Origin of the sequence: Paenibacillus faecalis, assembly GCF_900289175.1 — a bacterium.
GTDB classification, from domain to species: domain Bacteria; phylum Bacillota; class Bacilli; order Paenibacillales; family Paenibacillaceae; genus Paenibacillus_AQ; species Paenibacillus_AQ faecalis.
Window position 1 is genome coordinate 584826 of sequence record NZ_LT985747.1, and the last position, 20121, is coordinate 604946.

The 20121-nt window shown below is 46.5% G+C and carries 17 protein-coding genes and 1 tRNA gene; 6 read left to right on the forward strand and 12 right to left on the reverse strand.

What is annotated here, in order from left to right; all coding sequences use genetic code 11:
- Window positions 1-68 precede the first annotated feature (68 nt).
- The 3 genes from C8268_RS02835 to C8268_RS02845 form a co-directional block, all read right to left on the reverse strand.
- Complete coding sequence (locus C8268_RS02835; protein ID WP_106766280.1) at window positions 69-950, reverse strand: GNAT family N-acetyltransferase; 882 nt, start codon at window positions 948-950, stop codon at window positions 69-71.
- 378 nt (window positions 951-1328) lie between these two features.
- A complete protein-coding gene (locus C8268_RS02840) occupies window positions 1329-1757 on the reverse strand; it encodes a hypothetical protein (protein ID WP_106766281.1) in 429 nt (142 codons plus the stop codon).
- 900 nt (window positions 1758-2657) lie between these two features.
- Window positions 2658-5219, reverse strand: coding sequence for an adenosylcobalamin-dependent ribonucleoside-diphosphate reductase (locus C8268_RS02845; RefSeq protein ID WP_420094263.1), 2562 nt, complete (start codon window positions 5217-5219; stop codon window positions 2658-2660).
- Between the two features lie 433 nt (window positions 5220-5652).
- Between C8268_RS02845 and C8268_RS02850 the strand changes: the two genes are divergently transcribed.
- From C8268_RS02850 to C8268_RS02860, 3 genes are all read left to right on the forward strand, one after another.
- Window positions 5653-7407, forward strand: a complete 1755-nt coding sequence (locus C8268_RS02850; protein ID WP_106766283.1) for a DEAD/DEAH box helicase — start codon at window positions 5653-5655, stop codon at window positions 7405-7407.
- Between the two features lies 1 nt (window position 7408).
- Window positions 7409-8368, forward strand: a complete 960-nt coding sequence (locus C8268_RS02855) for a YqhG family protein (RefSeq protein ID WP_106766284.1) — start codon at window positions 7409-7411, stop codon at window positions 8366-8368.
- A gap of 141 nt (window positions 8369-8509) precedes the next feature.
- Window positions 8510-9505: a hypothetical protein gene (locus C8268_RS02860; RefSeq protein WP_106766285.1), complete on the forward strand. Its 996-nt coding sequence runs from the start codon at window positions 8510-8512 to the stop codon at window positions 9503-9505.
- Window positions 9506-9630: 125 nt separating this feature from the next.
- On the opposite strand, the gene C8268_RS02865 is transcribed toward C8268_RS02860, so the two are convergent.
- Entirely contained in the window at window positions 9631-9825 is a 195-nt protein-coding gene (locus C8268_RS02865) for a YqzE family protein (RefSeq protein WP_106766286.1), read from the reverse strand.
- 167 nt (window positions 9826-9992) lie between these two features.
- On the opposite strand from C8268_RS02865, the gene C8268_RS02870 reads away from it, so the two are divergent.
- On the forward strand, window positions 9993-10700 hold the full coding sequence (locus tag C8268_RS02870; protein WP_106769811.1) for an N-acetylmuramoyl-L-alanine amidase: 708 nt from the start codon (window positions 9993-9995) through the stop codon (window positions 10698-10700).
- Between the two features lie 125 nt (window positions 10701-10825).
- Here C8268_RS02870 and C8268_RS02875 read toward each other — a convergent pair whose 3' ends face one another.
- The gene (locus C8268_RS02875; protein WP_106766287.1) at window positions 10826-11656 is read right to left on the reverse strand and encodes a divergent polysaccharide deacetylase family protein; all 831 of its coding nucleotides are present in this window, start codon (window positions 11654-11656) and stop codon (window positions 10826-10828) included.
- Window positions 11657-11772: 116 nt separating this feature from the next.
- Window positions 11773-11856 (reverse strand) — tRNA-Leu (locus tag C8268_RS02880).
- 174 nt (window positions 11857-12030) lie between these two features.
- Between C8268_RS02880 and C8268_RS02885 the strand changes: the two genes are divergently transcribed.
- Window positions 12031-12432, forward strand: coding sequence for a YhjD family protein (locus C8268_RS02885; protein WP_106766288.1), 402 nt, complete (start codon window positions 12031-12033; stop codon window positions 12430-12432).
- A 120-nt stretch (window positions 12433-12552) separates the two neighbouring features.
- On the opposite strand, the gene C8268_RS02890 is transcribed toward C8268_RS02885, so the two are convergent.
- From C8268_RS02890 to C8268_RS02905, 4 genes are all read right to left on the reverse strand, one after another.
- Complete coding sequence (locus tag C8268_RS02890) at window positions 12553-12882, reverse strand: carboxymuconolactone decarboxylase family protein (RefSeq protein WP_106766289.1); 330 nt, start codon at window positions 12880-12882, stop codon at window positions 12553-12555.
- A gap of 70 nt (window positions 12883-12952) precedes the next feature.
- On the reverse strand, window positions 12953-13168 hold the full coding sequence (locus tag C8268_RS02895; protein ID WP_106766290.1) for a hypothetical protein: 216 nt from the start codon (window positions 13166-13168) through the stop codon (window positions 12953-12955).
- A 129-nt stretch (window positions 13169-13297) separates the two neighbouring features.
- Window positions 13298-13627, reverse strand: coding sequence for a hypothetical protein (locus tag C8268_RS02900; RefSeq protein WP_106766291.1), 330 nt, complete (start codon window positions 13625-13627; stop codon window positions 13298-13300).
- Between the two features lie 64 nt (window positions 13628-13691).
- Window positions 13692-14264 (reverse strand): xanthine phosphoribosyltransferase, encoded by a 573-nt coding sequence (locus tag C8268_RS02905; RefSeq protein ID WP_106766292.1) that lies wholly within the window; start codon window positions 14262-14264, stop codon window positions 13692-13694.
- 172 nt (window positions 14265-14436) lie between these two features.
- Here C8268_RS02905 and C8268_RS02910 point away from each other — a divergent pair, with 172 nt between their 5' ends.
- Complete coding sequence (locus tag C8268_RS02910) at window positions 14437-15480, forward strand: YkvI family membrane protein (RefSeq protein ID WP_106766293.1); 1044 nt, start codon at window positions 14437-14439, stop codon at window positions 15478-15480.
- 117 nt (window positions 15481-15597) lie between these two features.
- Here the strand turns inward: C8268_RS02910 and C8268_RS02915 are convergent, their stop codons facing one another.
- Window positions 15598-18801: an AAA family ATPase gene (locus tag C8268_RS02915; protein WP_106766294.1), complete on the reverse strand. Its 3204-nt coding sequence runs from the start codon at window positions 18799-18801 to the stop codon at window positions 15598-15600.
- Window positions 18798-20108: a metallophosphoesterase family protein gene (locus tag C8268_RS02920; RefSeq protein ID WP_106766295.1), complete on the reverse strand. Its 1311-nt coding sequence runs from the start codon at window positions 20106-20108 to the stop codon at window positions 18798-18800. The genes C8268_RS02915 and C8268_RS02920 overlap by 4 nt, the downstream gene beginning before the upstream one ends.
- Between the last annotated feature and the right edge of the window lie 13 nt (window positions 20109-20121).

Consider the following 20121-nt stretch of genomic DNA (forward strand, 5'->3'; position numbering starts at 1 on the left):
AACAGTATCCCATGAATGACACAAAATCTAATTAAGCCACAGTAAATATTAAATCCATGATTGAAATATCAGATGTTATACCAATAGAAAGTATAATGTGAATGCTGATGAAAGCCTATGGACTTATAAAAAGGATTATCAGAAATAACGTATGCTTTTTTAGCACCTAAGGAACAGCTTCTTTTTAAGGCTTCTAAAACCACCACTTTACCAAGTCCCTTCTGCCGGTACTCTGGAATCGTACATACTGGTTCAACATAAGCATAATCAGTTTTCTGACTATACCATAAGCCGCAGTATGCAACATATTCCCCATCTTCATTTTCTGCCACAATATGTAAGAATGAATTCATATTCGTTGCTGACAACATTGTTTTATGCTTATGAATTGTAATTTCATCAACAGGTACATGTCCTTCGTGGTCAAATGCCTTCCATAATAATTTCTGATGCTTATATAAATCATTCTCTTTATTAAGATTTTTCACTGTTATGCCTTCAGGAGTTATGTAATCAAGCCTAACATTCTCTAGTTCAACTTCAAGTACATTTTCAGTCTGATCATTCTTCACAAATTTCCTACTACGCAATAAGTCTATAGTGTGAGTATCCGTATCATTCACCGCAATCCCAAGGCCTTTTTCATCACTGAAAGTAGCAATGGCATATTCTAATATATCTTTTTCTAATTCTTTATACCCTTGTTTAGTTGCAAAAAATGCTTCGCCAAAATAATGGTCATAAGTTGTTATACCTACTAACTCGTCATTACAATACCACAAGCCAATCTTATCCATTAAGCTACTATTAAAATCAGGATGAAAAAACATCCACTCCCACCTAGCCCAATTCCAATTTATATGTAAACGGTCATCCTTTGATAATTCAATCAAAAATTGATAAACTTCATCATAATAAGAATTATCGAAATTTCTAAAATCAATTTTCATTTCAATCCCCCATTTTTTACGACACAATAAAATAACTAAAACTTCTTAAAGTACTCAAATAAAATGAATTATACCGCGCATTTCCAATAGTTAGGCAATAAAGTTCAATTATAACTGAAGTGATTCACTCCGTTAGCTAGTGGTTTTTTGCTCTTGTAGATATTTCTTGTAACGTTCTCTGCATTCACGAGCCCGATAACTTAAGGCGCGAATGCACCGGGTGGCTCTGCCTTGCAGGGTTATCTGTCAGGTTCCACATCTCCGAAATTCCTCGAGCAGATCAAGGATCCGTTAGGCGACGCGGTGTGAATGCGATGCTATGAGATGGTGATGTCTTCTATAGGATACTCCCATATATCTTACTAGAGTATGGTTTTATTAATAGATCTGGAAGTTTGTATTTCTTGTTTCATGTTTTATGAATGGTTCAAATTTTATTAGTTTGCTATATTGCAACATTTCAAAATAATCCATTTCGAATAAAGATTTAATTGCGTTATTCATATCATGAAACTTGGATATGTTTATTTCAAAATTACTAGGTTCTCTACATGCTTCTTCCAGTCCAAGTGAAAAATCAACTAATAAATCATTCATCACAATATTCTTCAGCAAACTCAGTAGTTCTTCAGAAATATTATCTGTTACACTCACAAAACTACTTGGATCTTTGTAAAATTTAGATAAATAAATGCAAATATTTGTATCTAAATATAGTTTGATTAATTTAGGATCTATTTTATTTTTGAGGTCTTCAAATGAATTCAATGTTTCATGTATGTACAAAGATGAATAGAAAAATTTCATTTTAGCTAATCATTCCCTTAATGTAATTTCGCATAACTTCCTATCTACGAACTTCGCGAATACTTCCATATTACGCTTGTTCCCGTACTTCGTAAACACTCCCTTCACCAGGATATTTACGAACTTCCCCTACCTAACACCACTTCTCAATTATCTACCGGGCTCTTAATCCGCCTGGCGTCTTTCACGGATACAAGAGTATAACGCTCTGTAGTTCGGCTGCTTTGATGTCCCAGTAACTCTTGTACATATCCGGAGAGCCGTACCGACTTTCAGTAAATGCGTGGCAAAAAAAATGTTGGAGTAGTATATTAACTCACCTTTTTCGCTACATTGGACCTGTTTAGCGCTTGTTCGAACACCTTCTGTATAGATCTCTCCGTTAAGTGACTTCCTACAGGCCTGGGAAAAGCCATTTTTTAGATTTATACAACTCGATATATCGTTGAAGCAGTGGATACGCTATAGACATATTCGCTCGAAATCCACCGTCGTCCCTGTATTTGTTAAATTTTATTAATGCCGTTTCCAGCAAAAGACCTCAATTTCACGTCCTACCAATATCCATCCCGCATATCAACTTGACCTCAACCATCTCCATCCCCCTGCCTTTCTCGTATTATGTGAGAAACCACGACCACATCAAGCAAAGAAAACAACCTCCATCTGCCTACAAATACCTCCTACCTGAATATAAAAAAGAGACCCGCAAGTCACTTTTGTGACCTGCAGGTCTTTCGTTCTCCGAAGCCTTTATTTATATCTCTTTTACTATCGCTTCTATCTGTCTATCCCTAGACAATAATCCCTGAACATTTCTCTATAGATAATGCAGACAATGTTCTTATCAATCTCTATCTATGATCTATATCATTAACCGTTCTTCTCTAACCTTTTTCCTTAAGAACACTTGCTGTAACCACAGCTGCTGCATGTTTTGCAGCCCTCGATATTAATCAGCGAAGCGCCGCCGCAGGACGGGCACAGGTCGCGGGAAGTGGCGACATGACTGCCATGACCGCCTGATGTGTGGCTGCCCAGCTGTTCGGCAGGTGCTATCGTTGCAGCTACCGGAGCGGGATCGTGGTCATGATCATCATGGGTTCCATGGGCAACATGGGTTTCCAACGCTTTAGCAACAGCATCCGCAATGGACTCCACACGGTTTGCACCGAAGCCGATAGCCCCTGATCCGCCGATGCCTTTAAGATGCTTAATCAGCAGTTCCACCTTGTTGCCATGATCACCATAGCGCAGGAACAAGGAGCAGACACGGCCAAGAGCTTCAGCCATGGCAAACACATCCGAACCGGCCTTCCCAACGTTCAGGAAGATTTCTCCCGGAATACCGTTCATGTCGTTGATCGTAATGTACGCCATGCCAAACGGTGTATTGATTTTGTAAGTCGCACCACGCAAAATTTGCGGACGACTCTTGTATTGCTTATCTAAACCGCTCTTGCTGGAAGCCTCGGCGGATACCGAACTTTCCTTCCCAGCACTTTCCGCTGCTACTACCGCATCTTCTGCCTTATCTTCCTTCTTCTCTGTCTGCAACACCTGAACATCACGGCTGCCGTCACGATAAATCGTTACGCCTTTGCAACCCAGATCAAAAGCAAGTTCATACAAACGTTTTGTCTCTTCTACCGTGAAATCAGCCGGGCAGTTCGCTGTCTTCGAGATCGAACTGTCTACCCAGCGCTGGATCGCAGCCTGCGCACGGATATGATCCTCAGCGGACAGATCCATCGCCGTAACGAAGTAATCCGGCAGCTCCTCGCCCGGATGGCTGTCAAGCCATTCTTGGGCAATTGGTACGAACTGCTCATCGAAGCCAAGACGGCTTTGACGGAAATATTTAAACGCGAAGTACGGCTCAATGCCAGTTGACGTGCCGACCATAGTACCCGTGCTGCCTGTAGGCGCCTGAGTAATAACCGTTACGTTACGCATACCTTTTGCACGTACCGCTTTTTCCACCTCAGGATATGTTTCAGACATATTTTTCATAAAGCCGCTTTGCAGGTAAAGATCAGCGTCAAATGCCTGGAACGAACCTTTTTCTTCAGCGATATCCGCAGATGCCAGATATGCTTCACGAGCGATAAAGCCATACAGCTTATCCAGGAATTCCAAAGATTCAGGGCTTCCGTAACGAATGTTCAGCTTGATCATTATCTCGGCAAGACCCATGGTTCCCAGTCCAATGCGGCGTTCTTTTTTCTGATTCGCTTCATTTTCCGGGAAATGATAAGGAGTTGTATCAATAACATTATCCAGGAAACGAACGGAATAACGTGTAACGGTCGCCAGCTCATCCCAGTCTACATCATGATTTTCTTCATCATAGAACTTGGACAGATTCATGGCGGACAGGTTACATACCCCCCAGCCTGGCAAACCTTGCTCACCGCACGGGTTCGTACAGATGATCGGATTAAAGTACCAGCTGTTGGACATCTGGTTATAGTATTCCATAAATACGACGCCAGGCTCCGCCGACTTCCATGCCGATTCAATAATCGTATGCCAAATATCGCGTGCCTTGACCGTTTTGTATGTGATCACTTTACGACCTGCTTTTTTCCACTTATCCAGGTCGCCATCCCATACTTCATCATAGTCAGGGTCGTTTGTATCCGGGAAAACAAGATCCCAATCAAGGTCCTCTTTTACAGCCTTCATGAAGTCATTGCTGACGCATACCGACAGGTTAGCATTCGTCACTTGCCCCATCGTCTGCTTCACTGTAATGAAATCCATTACATCCGGATGCCAGTCATTCATCATCAGCATGAGGGCACCGCGTCTGCTGCCTCCCTGCTCGATCAGTCCGGTTGTGTAGCTGAACAGTCCGCCCCAGGATACAGCGCCGCTGGAAGATCCATTCACGCCTTTTACAATCGAACGTCGCGGACGAAGGGAGGACAGGTTAATGCCTACACCGCCGCCGCGAGCCATGATCTCGGTCATTTCAGACAATGTCTGCATAATGCCGCCCCGGCTGTCCTTCGGTGAAGGGATAACATAACAGTTGAATAATGTCAGCTCGCTGCTTGCTCCAGCTCCTGCCGCAATCCGTCCGCCCGGAACCAGTTTCCAGTCTTCCAGAATATAACGGAATTTTTCCTTCCACTCTTCCTGCAGTTCTGGCGTTGCTTCTGCCGATGCCATTGCAGCTGCCAAGCGTTCCCACATTTCCCCAGGTGTCTTCTCAATCGTTAGCGTCAGCTTCTCTACATCGCTTTCCACCAGTTCACCCGAACGGGTTTTCACTGTGACTACACGACCATCACGCTTTACAATCTCTCCGACTTCCTTCGTCGGGAACTTGGGATCATCTTTAGTAAGAACCAGAACAACATCGCCTACCTTGGCGTTGTTAGAATCCGCATCCTTCCATGCATATCGATCCAAAAAGATCTTCTCACTTAAACCTTCCAGCCGCTGATTTTGCATCGTACTCAAGAGCAACTACCTCCTATAAAAACAAAAAATTGTACAAGTTTGCGTTTAAGCCGCTATAAGTCCTGTCTATAATTACAAGTTAACCTATATGTATACCGGTTAAACGAAAAACACAAGGTTCGACACCACATATTGTGGGCGAAATCCATTATACTATACTACATATGGTAAAACTATACCTAAGAAATGAAATTTAAGGCTTGTACCTCTTTCTGAAGCGTTCAGCCTTCCTTTTCCTATCTCTCTCTCCTTTTTTCGCCGATCCATCTATGAAAAGAGCCTGAAAACCGCCAAATACAGTATCCACGCGACCTCCCGGCTTTCTGAAACAAGGAGAAATACCCGATTGGTTATGAAGTCTTCTTTTTTCGTCCATACTACACATACATCGCTACTCTGAAATCGACATCTAGGAGGAGATTTTGTGAACAACTCATTACCCGTTACCTCGGATTCTTGTCATGATCCGCGTCTCCCTGTCCCGATTCATGTGGATCGCTCCTGGCTTGAAGATTTAGAGAACCGTCTCGATAAAGGCGGACCTTGGGGAGATTGGACTCTGTCACAGCTGGCCATACAAGGCGAGCAATCCCGTCTGGTCACAAGCTTTGAAGAGCTGCAATGCCTAAAGCATATCGGCAGCCTGTCCCCGCTTCCGCATCAAACGGATACAGCAAGGCGTGTGCTGTTCGAAATGTCTGGCAGAGCGATTTTAGCGGATGAAGTCGGCCTTGGCAAGACGATTGAAGCCGGACTTATTTTAAAAGAATACATCGTACGCGGACTCGTCTCCAAAGTGTTGATTCTAGTGCCCGCTTCCCTTGTGCTGCAATGGGTGCGTGAGCTCAACTCCAAATTCGGAATACCGGCCATCGCACAAAAAAAGGTCTATTCTTGGAGCAACGACATCGTCGTCGCATCCATGGATACAGCCAAGCGCAGTCCGCACCAGGAAATTCTATTAAACGAAGAGTATGACATGCTCATCATTGATGAAGCACATAAACTAAAAAACAAGAAAACTTCAAATTATCAATTCGTGCAAAAGCTGCGAAAAAAATATTGCCTTCTCCTTACCGCAACACCCGTACAAAATGATCTTAGCGAGCTGTTTAATCTTATCACGCTGTTGAAGCCGGGGCAATTGGGACGGCAAGGTGATTTTTCGGCTAATTTTGTCGTCGACAAGCGCATGCCAAAGAACGAGGACCAGCTCAAGGACGAGCTGTCCAAAGTGATGATACGTAATCGCAGAGGCGATGGACCTGTAAAATTTACCAAACGGACCGTTCGCAATGTCGGCCTTGAGCTTTCACCCGAAGAAAGGTCATTATACGATGGAGTTACAGCTTTCGTCAAAGATCAGTATCAGGCAGCAGGGGGAAATTTAAGCAGTATGCTTTCTCTCGTTACCCTTCAGCGGGAAGTATGCAGCAGCCGTGACGCTGTCTTTGTCACGCTTGTCAACTTGTCCAAAAAATTGCCCGAAGACTCACCGCTTCGCGATAAAATATGGGAGCTTGTCTATCTGATCAAAGCGATCAAGACCAACACGAAAGCCGAGAAAACAATCGAATTGATTAAAGAAATGAATGAAAAAGTCATCGTCTTTACTGAATACCGGGCCACCCAGGAATACCTGCTTAACTACTTTCGGGATTATGGCCTGATCTCCGTACCGTACCGCGGTGGAATGAACCGTGGCAAGAAGGACTGGATGATGGACCTGTTCCGCGGAAAAGCTCAGGTCATGATTGCAACCGAGGCTGGAGGCGAAGGCATCAACCTGCAGTTTTGCCACCATATGATCAACTTCGATCTTCCCTGGAACCCGATGCGGGTGGAGCAGCGGATCGGACGGGTTCACCGGCTTGGACAGACGAACGACGTTCGGATCTTCAACCTGTCCACGGCCGGGACAATCGAGGAACATATTCTTAATCTCCTGCACGAGAAAATCAATATGTTCGAGATGGTTATTGGCGGTCTTGACGTTATTTTAGAGCGATTCGAGAAGAAGGAATCCATCGAAAAAAGTTTGTACAAAATCATGCTGGAGTCCGGCAGTGACGACGAAATCCGGAAACGTCTCAGCACCCTTGGCGACTCACTTCATACTATTAAACGGGATTTGGAACAAGAATCATCCGAAGTACCCTTAAGAGAGGAAGAAGCCTAATATGACCATGACGCCGCAGGAGGTGCAGCAGCACTTCATGGCCTATCTGGAAGCCACCGAATGCACCGTCATCGAAAAATCACCTGAACACGTAACGGTCAAGCTGTCTCCCCAAGCGGATAAAATGCTGACGAACCGTCCTTATTACTGGAGCTTCGTGGAACGAACCGGCGCACCACCTGAGACCCTGTCGTTCTGCTTCGTATTTGACCCGCCTAAATACGACGAGCGTTTAGCCGAAGAAGCCGCATCCAGGCAAAGTTCAAAACAAGGAGCAGAACAGGACGCTGTTCTCTCGAGATACTACGGCAATGCCCCGATCCTTCCCGTCGTTGGGCCGGGACGAATCCAGCGGGAGGATGTCCTCTATGGCAGCCGCAGACTTGCTCAAATTTGGGAAGCCTCCCGTGAGGAAGGTAAATGCGTCTATTTGTTCGAGCAGCCGAATGAAGAAAAGCGTCCCAAAACGCGCTCCGCCCCATACGAGCAATGGCTGGGCATCTGCTTTAAAGTGGAGTTCAGCTGTGATCTAAAACGGGAAGAGCTTCATTTTCTCGGTATCTCTCTTTCCCGAAAAAAGATCATCGATCAATTCCATGCACAGCTGGACAGCAAAGTTATAACTCCCCGTCTTCCTGAAAATGTTCATGTCCGTCCTGCTGCCATCACGCTGGCACAAGCTTCCGCTATGCTGGAAGACTATTTAATCAGCAAGATCAGCAAGTTGGATTACACCTGGGCAGAGCAAGCTGAAATTCGTCTCCAAGAGGAACTCGCGATTGTAGACAGTTATTACGAGGACCTGTTGAACGAGCCTGAAGAAGAGAAAAAGTCTGCGATACAAGAGCAGCATCAAAACCGCCGCTCCGAAATGAAATGGCAGTATTCACCCAAAGTGAGCGTATCTGCCATAACCTGCGGGCTGTTCCACCTATGCTCGTCCAGTAACGGGGTCTCCTGACGACCATCACCAAAACAAGCTAAAAAAAGACAGCTATATAAGCCCTGAACAAAGACATCTTGCAACAGTCTTTTCAGGGCTTGTCTTTTAAAATAAATCTATCCTGAATGATATTACGATGATCCCGGGAGGTTTTTGCCTATGATTAACTCATCCGCATTACATAATCAAATAATTCGATTCCTATCAGCAGCCCTAATTTCTACAACGCTTCTCACTTGTTTTCCCGCAGCGAATTCAGCTTTGGCAGTCTCTGCTTCAGCCGCTGCTACAGCCGCGCATAAGGTTCCCCAGCAGCTCGAGACATTCACGAAACAAACGATTGAAGATCTGGCACAGCACATCCCTTTCAACAGTTGGCAGGACGCCGATGTGGTTTATACACCGCTTGGACCGGGAACCCACAGCTGGCTGGTCACGCTCAAAGATGATAAAAAGCCACTTGGATACATCATTATCACTTCTGACGATCACGGTGGATATATTTTGAGTGAATACGGAATCGGTTCCGAACTGCCATACAGCCTGGCCCCCTTGAAAAATACACTTGCATCGACGGTCATATTACAAGAAAATATGCAGAAAAAACAAGACAAATCTTCTACTCTGCCTAAGGGAAGCAATATAAAGGCTCTTTACAGCTCCGTTGCCCCATATTGGAAAATAACCCTTAAAGACAAAAAGCCGATTTATGTTCATGCTGTAACGTATGAGATCATCCCTGACCCGCCGAGCACGAAAGCGCCACTAGCACCGATGAAGGACAATGCTCTGTCTTTGAATCTCACCTCTGGTAAAAACACCTGGTCTTCCGGTACTGTAATCACGACAAAGGCTGATCAAGACCCTTACCAGAACTTAATGTGGCTTAGTAAAAAGGCACTCCCCATCCGAACGGAAAAAGATTTGGTCTCTCATCTTCCCGCAGGAAGCCAGACATCTCTCGTCTATACCGCGGACAAGCAAAACGCAGCCTACGGTGCCCCATTTCATGTGACCGGCTGGCAGCGCTGGACTCATAGGGACAAGCCGAATGCCGAAGTCATCTATGTAACTGTTCCGCAGCGAAATACGGACCTGATTCGTTTTCTTCCCGCAAATCATCTCATCGGTCCCGGTAAATTTCGTGAGAAATAGAAATCATCCAGAACATTCCGTACTCAAGCCGGGTTTTGTCATACAAAAAGACGTATCCTTTTTCCAGGGTACGTCTTTTTATGATAAAGATATATCGTGGCTGCTACTTGAAGCCCCTCTGATCGTCATCCCTTACGTTTCCCGTCCTTTTTTGACACGATATCCTTTTTCCATAATGACATAGAAAACGGGATCATGCCGAACCAACGAACGGTCCACGGTTCCTTCCTTCTTCCCTGCTTCCTGACTTCCTTCGGTGTATCGATATAATTGACGACCCGCTCTGTTATATATTTAATGAGATCATTACTACTCGCCATTATGCATTCCTCCTCAAATGCTAATCTTTTTGCGCTTCTTATCATCAGGATGCACCGATTTGCAACAATCTAGACCTCAGCATGTTTTCCCGTTTTTTGCACAAAATATAACTGTAGTGAACAACCAGTGCATTTACTCGATGAAGAAAGAGGGTAGCATCATGATTATGCGAACATCACTGATTGTTATAACGATCTTGTCCCTCGCCCTCTGTCTTCTGACCCTTCCCATATACGCAGACAACTTTCAACAAGAACCGGAAGACAGCAGGAGTAATCAGCATCACCCTTTTCCTCATGATGTCATTCTGATCGACGCTGGTCACGGAGGAATCGACGGAGGGACATCCTATGGCGATATTTTAGAAAAAGACATCACCCTGGAAATTTCACGCCGTTTATTTATGCTGCTGCGCAGTGAAGGATATCATGCGGTATTAAATCGGGATGGCGATTATGCCTTAAGCGATGATAATCGCTGGCATAGAAGCAAATCCCGTCATCGACGAGATTTAGCCCAGCGGAAACAGCTGAGCAGTGAGATCCCTACAGAACTGGTCGTCAGCATTCATGTGAACTGGGGAAAGAGCTCGTCCAATTCAGGCGGTATTGTTCTTCACCAAGCGGAAGGGCGCAGCTTTCTGTTGGCACAATCGATACAGCGTCAATTAAACCATCTGTATACAAAAAGCAATCGCACTTCAGTCGGCAAACCTTTCTATTTGCTCAATACAATTAAAGTTCCTGCCGTCATTGTGGAAACTGGTTTTTTAAGTAATCCCCATGACCGCGAGAAACTATGCAGCCGAGACGGCCAGATGCGAATAGCCGAGGCGATTGTCGATGGAATTGCCGACTACCTGACCACCTTGTAATACAAATCCTTGCCCAGCATTCATGAAAAAAAGGTGTTTCCATGATCACAAAATGGAAACACCTTTTTAGGTATGAATACACCTACCGCCTTTTTGCAACCTTAAACACGACATACATATTCTTGTTAATATTGAACCGGGCTCGGATACCAATCAAATCTCTCTTGTACAAGCTCTTGAACGCCGACGAACTGCACCTGTTTTTGCAGCTCAGGAATAGAGTCTTTCAATGCAGCAGCCGTCCGATCGCCAAAGGTTCCTACATGTCCAATCGTGATACAGTACTTGTTCTGAACCGCTTGCTGAGCAGCAGCCTTAAGCTGTTTCGTAACGTGTTTGACAGTGTGTACATCATCAAGGAAGATCTCATTCGCTAAATTCGGCATTCCTTTCTCGGCAGCAAGCTTACCGGTCACGGAATGATAATTGGTCTTGCTGTCTAAAAAGAAGAGCCCTCGCTCCTTACAAACATCAAGCACAATCGACATGATCCGCTCATCACCTGTTATTTTAGACCCCATATGATTGTTCATTCCGATCGCATACGGAACCTGATCAATCGCATCTTCCAGCTGCTTTCGAACCTCTTCGTCCGTCATCTGGCTCGTTATAACCCCTGGACCCAGTCCTTTCTTGTTCCCACGCTTGGCTTCCATCGGCATATGAATAATTACATCATGCCCAAGCTTATGTGCCCGCTCCGCATCACTTTTGCTCGTTGGGAGAAAAGGCATGACCGCAACCGTAATTTTCACAGGCAGATTCAGCATTTCATCCGTTCCTTTTTGCCCGTTGCCAAAATCATCGATGATCACAGCCAGCTTGTTCGCCGGGGATGTATTTTTTTCTTGTACAGCCGATGGTTCTGCTTCTGCCGTTTCTGCACACAGAGCTCCCAACCATAAAACGAACAGCCCAAAAAGTGCCAATGCAAATTTCGATGTTCTGTTACACATAACAATCCCCTTTCACTGTAGAAACATGTTCTATAGTGTTTGAGAAACAAGCGGTAAATATGTAAGGCAGAAACGCAAAAAGGACGCATCCCACTTAGAGGGATACGTCTTCAGGATGCGGTCGAGAGGACTCGAACCTCCACGGGGGTAAGCCCACACGGACCTGAACCGTGCGCGTCTGCCAATTCCGCCACGACCGCATATTGAGTTGTCACATCAATATTCCTTATTGCAGCGACAAGATATATTCTAACACGCCAGCATTCTTGAGTCAACAACTTTTTTTAATCTTGATTAAAACATGAGAAATAGGATAAAATAAGAACATAGGTTCGTATTTCGAGTGATTTTCTATATAAAGGCGGTGATTATCCATGGCACTCACAGGAATTACAGTAGAGGAAAGGTCTTTGATCAAAAGCTATCTGCTTCTCCTGTTCATACACAAAGTGTTCGAAAGGGATTGCCGGATTATTCAAGAGAGTGGCGTCTTTAAGACTCCCCACTTGTACGTTGAAGTCGTTGGAAATGGAGCGAAACGCGCTGCTATCTTGCTGAAGGAGGTTAAACAGGAGTTCGGCTCCCGAACGATTAAAGTATTTGATATACACCGAAATCACAATGGAATCGAAGCACGCTACGCCTGTCGGGGTTATGTTGGAAGCATGGAAATTCTGTGGCCTTCCTTTCGCGAAGAAATGATGTCCCGTATGCGGGCTTATCTCGGACTCACTCCAACGCACTCCCATCCCCCGCAAGCTGCAGCTGGCCATTAATATGGCTATAGAGACAGCCTTCTTAATATAAAAAAACAAAATGAGAAAAACCGTCTTCTCCCATCAATTTTTCACGGGTCCAAAGACGGTTTTATAAAACTTTCAACTGCACAGACTGATTTAATGAAGGTTGGGCTGAACACGCATTAATCCTTGAGCCAGCGCATGACCTGCACTCGCTGCCGAAGCGACAGCTACCACTTCCATTATCTGCGCCTCTGTAGCACCTTTTGAACGCGCTTCTTCCGTATGATAGAACGTGCATAATTCGTTGTTCGCGAACAGTCCAATGCCAAGGGCTATAAGCTGTTTCGTCATTTCGTCAAGCTCGCCTCCTTGAAAGCAGGCGCCTGTAAAGTGATGATAAGACTCCGCTACCTTCGGCATAGCTTTTTTAAGATGAAGAATCTCATCCTTGTATGTGCTGATTTTGTCGTTCGATAAATCCATCGCGTAAAACACCTCACTGATTCATCAGAATTCCTGCTTAAGGTGTCCTGCTTGTTGTAAATCTATGCTTTCAGCCCAAAGGGCTTGTTCGCGGTTCATCAAAAAGCTGGTAACTGTATTTCCGATCCAGCTTTACTACACGGCGGTTTCGACGGCGGATGAGCACATGCTGCTCATCCCATGCAACGACGATGCCGGTCACATCATTACTTTCAAGATCATCACGCACCACCCGGACTCTCTTCCCGGATAAACGCAGCTGATTCAACTGTTCATCGCTTATCATCTGTTTTATCTCTCCTCTTCCTTAAAGGACCTATTGTTCTCGTATTCCAAAAAGAGACCTAAATGAAAATCATTTAGGTCTCTTCAGTAGTATGGTTTAACATCCAACCAGATGTCCCCAGAAAATTCACTAACGTTGAGCCGGCTCGATGCTATCGTTTTTTTCAAACCAGAAATCGAGCACCGTAGACGACATGACCCGCTTCTCAACATACTCTACCTGCTGTGGTGTAAATTGCTTTCTCCAATCATAAGAGAGCTCTTCACACAGACCCGTAATCGTGAGCAGCTCAGACCAAGCAACGTAACGCTTATACCAGAAAAACTGAGGATGTTCAATCATATAGGGATAAAGATCATCAAACTCCGTATGTTTACAATCCAAAGCACGTTCAAAATGGACCTTCGCCCCACTCAACTTCTCAATCAAAAACGGCTCGGTTACCGGTTCTTTTCCCACTATCGTTGCCTCCTCTCTTTTTCCTACCCTTTTATTATAAGACAAAAAAGCAAACCCGAAAAGACTATTCTCCAAATGTGATCTTCCCGCCTTCAAGTGAGGTGATGCAGACAAGTGATTCGACCTGAACCCCCTGTTCACGAAGCGTTCTTGCTCCTGCCTGAAAACTCTTCTCGATCACGACGCCGAGGCCTGCCAGCTTGGCGCCGGCACGATCGATAATTTTAATCAGCCCCCGCGCTGCATCACCGTTTGCGATGATATCATCTATAAACAGCACATGATCGCTCTCTCCAATATATTGGCGAGACATCATAATATCCGTAACAATCCCCTTCGTAAAAGAAGGCACCCGCTCACATAACGCATCCGGATCGGCCAGCAGTGTTTTTTTCCGCCGGGCAAACACCATCGGGACTCCAAGCTCAAGCGCTGCCGCAAAGGCAACAGAAATACCGGAAGATTCAAGAGTAACAACCCTGGTCACACCCTTGTCCTTAAAACGGTTTGCAAATTCCTTGCCCATCTTCATAATCAATGCTGGATTCACCTGATGTGTCAGCATCGCATCAAGTCTAACAACCTGATCCGATACAACGACGGCTTCTTCAATGATCTGCTGTTTCAACCAATCCATTCAACGACCTCCCGCTACAATTCCTTGTCGTAAAAGTACCATATATGAAATGCTTTCGGCAAGTACTCCCGTCATGGTCCAAGGACATGTTACAGTCATGTCCTGACCTGTCCAGGCATATCTTGTACTATGCAGTATGGAGCGAAAACTCATCAAACAAGGAGGCAGCCAAGTGAAAAGTCGGATTCGTGTCTTCCAGATCGCTTTTACATACATTGGTACGATCGTTGGTGCAGGTTTCGCTACAGGGCGTGAAATCTTACAGTTTTTTACGCAGTATGGACATTGGGCAACCATCACCATATTGTTTTCAACGATGCTTTTTATTTGGCTGGGGACCAAAATGATGACCATCTCCAGAAAAATCAAAGCGAAATCCTATGAGGACTTAAACAAGCATTTATTCGGTGAACGGTTAGGCGGATCGATAAGTCTGGTCATGCTTGTCATCCTGCTAGGAGTAAATTCCATTATGCTCGCAGGTGCCGGCTCTGTTTTCATGGAAAATTTCAATCTGAATTATCAGACAGGATTGATCATCACGATAGTTGGCGCTTTTTTCATTCTGCGCAAAGGAATAAAGTCCATCCTCTATATGAACAGCCTGGTCGTGCCCATGATGCTGATTCTGTCGCTGCTTATCATTTCTCAAACGTTAAACACGCCCGGTGCGACCCGGTTCCTTACCCTGACCACCGATCACAGCCTGCCTTCAGCCTGGATTGCACCGCTATTGTACACAGCCTTCAACCTGGTCATGGCCATGCCTGTCCTGGTCCCCCTTGGCAGTCAAACAGATAGCGCCAGAGCCGTCCGATGGGGGGGTATAATCGGCGGCGCAGGAGTCGGATTTATGCTGATGTCTGCCCATTTTGCCATGTCCGCTCAAATGCCCGGCATTACCCAGTTTGAAATTCCAATGGGGAATATCGCTTACCAGCTCGGATGGTTTGTACAAACCGTCTATGTTATTCTCATTTTTCTGGAAATCTTCAGCACGTTTGTCGCCGATGTTTATGGAATCACGCTGCAAATACAGCAAAGAACTTCCCTTTCACAACAGACCATTGTGATCGGCATAATGGTATTCTGTTACTTTTTCAGCCAGTTTGGATTCAGCTCTCTCTTGTCCGTGCTCTATCCGCTATTTGGGTTAATCTGTTTTTTCTGGGCTTTACGCTTATCTGTCTTCCGTACTTCACCTTCGCGCAGGTAACTTGCGATCCATGTATCATGTTATGCAGCCTTCTGATCTCTGACTCAAATGAAAGCAGCCCATCCAACAGATTCTTTTCTCTGGATGGGCTGCCTGTTTTTAGCGTTTGTCCCCTGTTTACATCTTTATCATCTGAACGGACGGATGAAGCTCGCGCATCATTTTCATTACATGTTCGTGGCAGGTCATCAGGACAATCTGTCTTTCAGAAGACACCTCCGCCAATACCTCAAGTGCATATCCCAGCCGCTGTTTATCGAAATTTACGAAAACATCATCAAAGATCATCGGTATCTTTTCTTTATGCGGCATGAGCTCCGCCAAAGCAAGACGCATCGCCAAGTACAGCTGTTCTTGCGTCCCGCGGCTCAGCCGCGAGCTCTCCATCATGTTTCCGCCCTTCTGCTCGGTCAGCAGCATCTGATCTTTCATCCGCATCAAAACTCTGATATAAGCCCCGCCAGTCAATCGCTTTAGATAACCTGAAGCGAGTTTCAGAACATGAGGCTGCTTCTCTTCCTCGTAATATTTACGGGTCCGGCTGATCAGTTCTGCACCGATTGAACGAACGGCATACTGAACGACAATATCTTTTAATGCCGCCTGCTTCTCCTCAAGCTGCTGAATAGCATCCTCCTGAAGCCCCTTTTGCTCCAGACTCTCCTTCTCCTGCAAAAGACGACCGCGTCGCTCCTGCAGCTCGCCCCGTAATGCTTCTTCAGCAGCTGCTGCTCCTTCTTTTTCCTGACATCGACTTTCAAGCTCAGAAGCATCGCATTGATCCAACACAAACTCCAGCTGCTTTCGCTCCTCCAAGCTCCAGCCGCTGAACATAGCCACTTCCGCATGACGTATACTTCGGCTTAGTTCCTCACGGCGAACAGCAGCAGCACCAAGCCTAAGGAACTCTTCTTCCCGCTTTACACCGCAAACTTGAAGCAGAGCCTGCCTTCGCTCTTTCAGCCTGCTGCTCTCATCATCTGCTTCATCAGCCTCCTTCAACAGCTCGTCAAGCCTGACAGACAGATGCTTCCGTTCGTTTATCGTCTCCTTGTAACTGCTCCACTGATGATACACATTTTCCATAAGCGATGGGTTTTGGGTCTCCTCCATCCCCATTTCTCGTATCAGAAGAAGGCATTCTTCCTCATAGCGAGCGCCTTCATGCGACAGCCTTTCTATTTTCCCTCGAAGCTTTTCCAGCTGCCGGATCAGCTCATTCCCTTGTTCGGCTCCGTTCAATATATCCATCACTGCATCGGGGGACAAGCGTTCCGGCAACTGCCATTCATGAAGCCAATCATCCCACTGCTGTTCCAACTGAAGAAAGCGCATTTCTTCCTGCTGAATCATTTGCTCTATTTGTGCAAGCTCGGAATTTTGCCGGGATACCTGTTCTTCCGCCGCGCTCACTTCCCCCTTCAGCCGCTCTAGCCGCTGCTGCCAGGACTGCCAATCCTCCATCGTTTTCCGCAATTCACGCAGGCGCGCCTCGATCAGAACTGGATCAACAGAAAAGGTCATTTGTCCGGCCCTCTGCCCGCGCCGAGGTGTTGACTCCAGATCCGAAGCAGCATAAGGGTCCTCAACCAGACCGTTGATCAGACGGATAACCTCTTTTCCATCTAGAGCCTCATCGCTGCTTATTCCATCAACATGTGCCTCTTCACCGATCATCGATTGCTCACGTCGGCCGCTCCACCAAATATAAAGGTCACCTCCAAGAAGAAATACGGCAGAAACGGCCGCCGCCTCCACAGCTCTCGTCCACAGCAGCACTCCGGGAAGAATAACGGTCAAGGTCAACATCCCCATCAACAGCTTGCGGTAAACCGGTAATACTTCCTTCTTGCGGCGGGCTCCCTGCAATTGTGATGTACTTGAAGCAGATCGGGTCAATCGTTTCTCTCTCCAGCGTTCAGCTTCCAACTGCAGCTTGTTCCATAGCGTATTCGTTTGCCGTGGATCAGAAGGCTTTATCATGAAAAAGAGCTCGCCGCCCCGCTCACTTTCCTCACGATAATTTCGCTGTGCTTCCCGGTGTGTAGTTTCGGCAGCCGCCAGCGCCCGGACAGCACCTCGATGCTCCAGTGAGAGCGCCTCCATTCGGCGGTCATATCCAGCAAACATGGATCCCATTCGCCGTATTTCTTCCCGACGGGAAACTGACACCTTAAACGATGCCAGGTGATCCGGCGTCCATGATTCATCAATTCCCTTCAAGATGCGATCAAGACGATCATCGAGCAATCGATACTCGGTCATTAGTTCATCTTTTTCGGCTTGGCCTGCTAAGTACAACGATCTTTCAGACCACAACGCTTCTATCCGGGGACCGTGTCTTTCGAACAGCGGTTTTTCAGGCAGCTTGTCTAGGCGCAAAGAAAGAGCTGAATTCTCCTTCTGAATCCGGCTTGTCCTCTGCTTCAACTCCCTCTCTTCTTCGATCATCTTTTCCCAACGTTCAAGCCCGTCGACTGGAAATGACGAACTATCAGGAAGTGTGGACCATTCAAGGTTATCCTCCTTCCGGGCTAACCACAGCGGCCGAATTTCCATCGCCTTGCGGTACAGAGCAAGCTCATGCATACTGCTATTACGACTTGCTTCTCTCGCCGACAGATCATCATCGATCTCGTCCAGATCGGAAATGACCTTATTATACTTCTGAACATAAGTGCGGTTCTCTGCAATGCGCCCACGCAGCTGCTCGATGTCCTGAATCAGCTTTGCGCTCTCCTGAACTCTGCCCCTCGGTTTAAACAGCTTGTCCATTTCCTGATTCAACTTCCGCTCGGCGCGAACGATCGCATTTCCGCCGCTGATGCCCGCATGAAACAAGTATCTGCTCATCTCGTCAGACTGAAGTGTCCGAATCTCCTGCAGTTCACTAAGCGAAATCGCAAACAATTGCCGGAACATGCTCTCTGACACACCGTTCAGCAAATTTCGCTCCATTTCCTGCTGTCCGTATTCCGTGAGGAGCCCATCTAGGTTTTGCATCGATATATGCACACGCTCCATCTTTCCCCGGCTCGTCCTTCCATCCGTTCGATGATGAAAACGCCGAACAATCCATACATTTCGATCTTCATCCATGAGAGACAGCTCGCCCCCATGAACGCCGCCATCTTGCGGCTCTCCGCGCAAAGCAGGCTGTGTTCTGGCAGGAAAACCATACAGCATCGCTCTGATAAAATATAGAACACTGCTCTTTCCCGCTTCATTCGGTCCATATAATACGGTCATCGAGCGGCCCAAATCCAGCTCCATATCGCGTACCGCACCGAATCCCTGAATGTTCACACGTTGTATTTTCAAGCCGAAGCACCTCCCGATTCCTGGTCATCGAGCAGAAGAAGTGCCGTAAGCTCCATCGCTCTCAGCAGCCAGTCACGCTGCTCTTCCCGGGTAAGGCTCTGAAGCAGCTGCCGGATTTCTGCTTGTTCCATCAGCGGCCTTAACGCATGTGCAACCACAGATTCGTTTCCCATATCTCCAGTAAGCTCCCTTTCGGCCAAGCGCAACAGCTCTCCAATAAAGCTGTCTTCCTGAAGCAGCGCATCCAGCTGAATTTCCGCGCCGGACGCCAGCTTAAAGCTCTCTACCCATACGCATCCGCCATAACCGACAGTTTCTGCCTGATCATCGGCTTTTCGGCGAAGATCGCTCAACAGATCCTCCAACATAAATCCATCTTCAAGTTCCCGATGAATCGTCCCTCTGCCAATGATACGTATTCGCACCATGCTAAGCCCGGTTGGGAAAGACTCTGATACATCATTCAACAGACGCTCTACGCTCGTCCGAAATTGTTCCGGATGATGACAGTTATCGATGGAAACGTCCGTATCGAACCAACGTACCGCATCCAGCTCACGGAAATCCATCGTGACTGCCCCTGCTTCATCTACATCGACCAAATAACACCCTTTGGGCCCGGTCTCCCGGATATTTCTCCCCTGGATGTTTCCTGGATAGACAATATAGGGGGACTCTTGCAGTGTTCGACGTGAATGAATATGCCCAAGCGCCCAATAATGGTATCCTGCTGCCATTAAATCTTTTTTCGAACAAGGGGCATACGTCTCATGCTCCCGATTACCGTCCACATTCGCATGAAGCAATCCGATATGAAACAGATCGGACTGTGCCGACCTCTGATTATATTTCAGCGATATATTTTCCTTAACCTTGGACGTCGGATACGACATGCCTGTAAGAACAGCAACCTGTTGACCATCGCTGCGGCGAACAGCGGTCACCGACTCAGGCTCAGCTCCGAATACATGCACGGATGGAGGCAGCGTTACCGCTAGCCTCGGACTGTCCAGCGGATCATGATTGCCATGGATGATATATACAGGGATATGTTCCCGATTCAGATGCTCCAGCGCCTCCAGCAAGCGAAGCTGTGCTCGTAATGACGTGTTCGAACTGTCATAGATATCTCCGCTTATAACGACAAAATCGACCTTCTCATGAACCGCCAGCTGCACCATCCGGTTAAGCGCGGCAAAGGTCGATTGCTGCAAATGCTTGCGCATCGTGTCTGTTAATCCGGACAACCCGGCGAACGGACTGTCCAGATGCAAATCGGCTGCATGAATAAAACGGAAGGGAAGCATGATCGATTCCTCT